The organism is Pseudomonadota bacterium, assembly GCA_034660915.1.
In the GTDB taxonomy this organism is placed as follows: domain Bacteria; phylum Desulfobacterota; class Anaeroferrophillalia; order Anaeroferrophillales; family Anaeroferrophillaceae; genus DQWO01.
The window spans coordinates 1-3,416 of record JAYEKE010000096.1 but is presented as its reverse complement, the minus strand read 5'-3'; the positions used below and the strand labels follow the sequence as shown (position 1 = coordinate 3,416).

The following is a 3,416-nucleotide window of genomic DNA, read 5'->3' as shown; positions in this document are numbered from 1 at the left end:
CATCGCAGAAGCAGCACTCAACGATAATTTTAACTTACTTTGCCCAGTACCTCAAAAATCGATCATTAATTCTCTGGTAGCCACGTTGCTACGCATAGCAGTATAATAATTTCCGTGAAACTTCAGTCGATAAAAATAGGGGACACTTTACCGCTTTGAGTCAAACCCGGACATTCCGGAAATCAAAATTTTAGAATGGAGGAAGGGAAAATGAAAACGACGAACACCATTACATCAGTAAAAATATTTCCATTGCTTCTTGGCTTCCTGTTGGCGGGGTCATTGCTGCTTGGCGGCTGCCAGCTCAGTATGCAATCCTTTACCGCTCCTGATGCGGCTGATACCGGGACGGTCATTACCCTCAGTTTCGATGGCGAGGCCGTGGACATTGGTGACGGTGCGTCAGAACACGGCCTGGTGCTGCAGCTTCCGGGTAACTGGACGGTTCTTTCCGCCATTGCTGACGTAGGTGCGCCAATGACGATTTCCCTGACCGAAAATTCAGCTTATGAATCGCTCTATACAGCGGAAGCTGGTTGCAAGGTATGGGTTGGTACCAGCACGAATAGCGGAGAAGGGGACCGGTCAGTAACCGGGACGGTAAAGATTCTGGTTGGCGAGTTCGCCGGCTCCATCGGCGATGTCCAAAGTTTCAGCCTCAAGGCGATGGCCGGCGCCTTACGGGACGGCGCCTGGATGACCGATGATCCCGCAGGCATTTTTGACTTCGGAGTTGTCACCGAAGAGCCCTACGTTGAGGGGATCGAGGTCACCAAGGTCTTTGACGATAGCCCCCCGGCCCCGATAACCACTCTGACCGTCACCGACCTCTGCGACGGCCAGGCGCTGCTTTCCTGGTACGGCTATGATGAAGCGGGGCAGGGCGATGTGGTGCAGTACAACATTTATCAGGATACCGTATTCTTTACCGATGTCGTTGCCTTGGCTCCCGGGGCCGTGCTTCCGCCCGGAATGTTCGAGGACGTTGTTTCCCTGCCCTATGATACCGAGTATTTTTTCGCTGTCACCGCCGTCGATGAGCTTGGCAATGAAGAGCAGGAAGTGATTTCTCAAAGCATTATTCTCCGCAGCCCATGCCCGGGGGATTTTGATCAGGACCAGGATGTGGATGGCTCTGACCTCGCTGTTTTTGCTGCAGACTTCGGTCGGACGGATTGTCAATGTACAAGCAGTATGCCCTTTAGCGCCTCGTCTGCTGAAGATCCGGTTATTCAGGAGATTCAGAGTCAGCAGGACGAAATCCTCAAACTGCGGGCGGAACTCGCCGCCAGGGAGAAACGGCTTGAGGAGCTTGTGAACTCAGCCACCCGATAGCATATATTCTTCACCGGGTTGGCCGGGGTGGATTTACCGGCGCGGTCAGCCCGGTGACTTATATTGAGCGTAGTTGCTTCTTTTTCTTCTGCTGTCTGGTGCTGCGGCAGGATTTTTCAGGCGGTCAAGGTCGTTCTGTCCCTGGTCATTCGCCAGATCATGTAGCCGGCGCGATTTACTTGAGCAATATAATCAAGTAGTGCTAAAAACGCTTTGGTGCGCCATAGTACCACGATTTTACAGGGGTTTCAAAAATAAACCGTCAAAGAAAAGTTTAACTATATCAGGCTTTCCCGGTAAGTGAGCCGAAACGTTTGCTTTACAAACTGAAAAAGTCACATTACACTATGCAATTATATGTTGCGATTTGCTATTTTTTGCGCTATCATTATCTGAAATAATAGTAAAGGAGGTAACGATAATGACAACCGCGGTAAGAATTACCGACGATTTAGTTCGGGACGCAAAGATATTTAGTAAAATCGATAGCCGGTCGTTAACCGGCCAAATTGAACATTGGGCACGAATTGGAAAATGCGCTGAAGAAAATTCTGATTTAACCTATAGTCTGATCAAGGACATCCTTATCGGCCTTGCAGAGCTTGAACAAGGTGAATCCTCAGAGTATAAATTTGGATAATCGCCAATGAAAATTCTTCAGTCCAGATCATTTGAACGAAACGTTAAAAAATTCAGCAAACAAGAAAAAAAGTCGCTGGATAAACAGGTTTTTAAAATTGCCGAAAACCCATCTGTTGGAGCAGAAAAGAAAGGCGACCTCCGTGGGGTATACGTCCACAAATTCAAAATTAAAAACACTCAATACCTACTGTCCTATCGCTTTATTGAAAGTGATCTTGAATTAATAATGATTGGCCCACATGAAAATTACTATAGGGATTTAAAAAACTACCTGAAGTCAAGATAATAAAGGCGAACAATGGCATGGAGATGGACTGGAAAAGCTGGTGAAGTTCCTTGTCTTTGGCGATCATTCAACTTTCAACTTTTTGAATATAGTTTTGCGAGAACCTCGACGGTTAAACTAAGGCGAAAATCGGTGTTGAGTTTAGAGGCATAGCGTTGAAAAAAATGAAATGGATTTTCGCGATTTTCCTCTGCTGTCTGGTACTGGGAGCATGGCACGCTTCGGCCTGGGCTTTGGAGCCGGTGGTGGCGCCGGAAGTTTTAACGAAGCTTCAGGCGGCCGATCAGGTGCCCGTTCTCATCCTGTTGAAGGAAAGGGATGGTTTTCTGCCGGCGCCGGGGTGACCGTGGCGGTGATTGATACGGATCACCCCTTTTTACAAGACAGCCTGGTGTGGGAAGAGTGTTTTTTGAGTGCGGGTGGCTGTCCGGTGAGCGGCAGCGATCGGGCCAGCGGGCCGGGAAGCGCCGAAGATGATGCTTCCCACGGAACCAACGTGGCCGGGATTATCACTTCGTCGGATCCGGTCTACCAGGGGGTGGCTCCGGGGCCTCCATTTTGTCATGATCAGGGCTTTTGAACCGCTGGCCGGGAAGCCCGATTATAACCCTCCCACGGATATTACCCAGGACGGTTTGGTGAATGAAAACGACCTGCGGCTACTCTGTGATGCCTTTATGGCGGTGGAATAGAACCTTGACCTACAAACCGGTACAGTTACAGGCAAACAAAATCAAATAAACTGATAATTTTTCTTGATCTTTGGTCGATTAGTATTAGATAGTATTAAAGAACGTTGGCTATTGATGAACAAATGCGGCTATTGCCGGTCAGAGATCAACAGAAAGCCCGGAACATATGATTTTCGAGCTCGGTTTTTGAGCATCAGCACGGGAGGTAGTCATGAAAGCAGAAAAACCGGAGAAAAGGTTCATCTTTTTAGGAGGTATCCCGGTTTTTGATTACCTCATCAACCTGGATCTGGATGAAATTTCGCGGATTACCGGCAGCAAGGTGATCATCATCGATAAAAAGATCCTGCTGCCGGTGGGCACGGTTTTCAAGTGCGAGGTTACCGGCCTGCCGGAGCCGGTTTACATCAATCCCCTGGCCAACGTTGAGGTCCAGGATTTCAATGATGAACTCTACTATG

General features: G+C 48.5%; 6 protein-coding genes. All 6 read left to right on the top strand.

What is annotated here, in order from left to right; genetic code table 11:
- Positions 1-210: 210 nt before the first annotated feature.
- Positions 211-1,335, top strand: a complete 1,125-nt coding sequence (locus U9P07_05965) for a hypothetical protein (protein ID MEA2108948.1) — start codon at positions 211-213, stop codon at positions 1,333-1,335.
- 421 nt (positions 1,336-1,756) lie between these two features.
- Complete coding sequence (locus tag U9P07_05960) at positions 1,757-1,975, top strand: hypothetical protein (protein ID MEA2108947.1); 219 nt, start codon at positions 1,757-1,759, stop codon at positions 1,973-1,975.
- A gap of 6 nt (positions 1,976-1,981) precedes the next feature.
- Positions 1,982-2,263 carry a type II toxin-antitoxin system RelE/ParE family toxin gene (locus U9P07_05955; protein ID MEA2108946.1) on the top strand — a complete coding sequence of 94 codons (282 nt, stop codon included), beginning with the start codon at positions 1,982-1,984 and terminating at the stop codon, positions 2,261-2,263.
- A gap of 211 nt (positions 2,264-2,474) precedes the next feature.
- On the top strand, positions 2,475-2,843 hold the full coding sequence (locus U9P07_05950; protein MEA2108945.1) for a hypothetical protein: 369 nt from the start codon (positions 2,475-2,477) through the stop codon (positions 2,841-2,843).
- Complete coding sequence (locus U9P07_05945) at positions 2,827-2,955, top strand: hypothetical protein (GenBank protein MEA2108944.1); 129 nt, start codon at positions 2,827-2,829, stop codon at positions 2,953-2,955. Before U9P07_05950 ends, U9P07_05945 begins: the two co-directional genes overlap by 17 nt.
- Before the next feature lie 211 nt (positions 2,956-3,166).
- A partial coding sequence (locus U9P07_05940; protein ID MEA2108943.1) for a hypothetical protein occupies positions 3,167-3,416 on the top strand: 250 nt, incomplete at its 3' end.

Bases quoted from the DNA above. Each gene is read 5' to 3' on its own strand.
- U9P07_05965 (MEA2108948.1), top strand. From the start codon at position 211: ATGAAAACGACGAACACCATTACATCAGTAAAAATATTTCCATTGCTT.
- U9P07_05960 (MEA2108947.1), top strand. From the start codon at position 1,757: ATGACAACCGCGGTAAGAATTACCGACGATTTAGTTCGGGACGCAAAG.
- U9P07_05955 (MEA2108946.1), top strand. From the start codon at position 1,982: ATGAAAATTCTTCAGTCCAGATCATTTGAACGAAACGTTAAAAAATTC.
- U9P07_05950 (MEA2108945.1), top strand. From the start codon at position 2,475: ATGGCACGCTTCGGCCTGGGCTTTGGAGCCGGTGGTGGCGCCGGAAGT.
- U9P07_05945 (MEA2108944.1), top strand. From the start codon at position 2,827: ATGATCAGGGCTTTTGAACCGCTGGCCGGGAAGCCCGATTATAACCCT.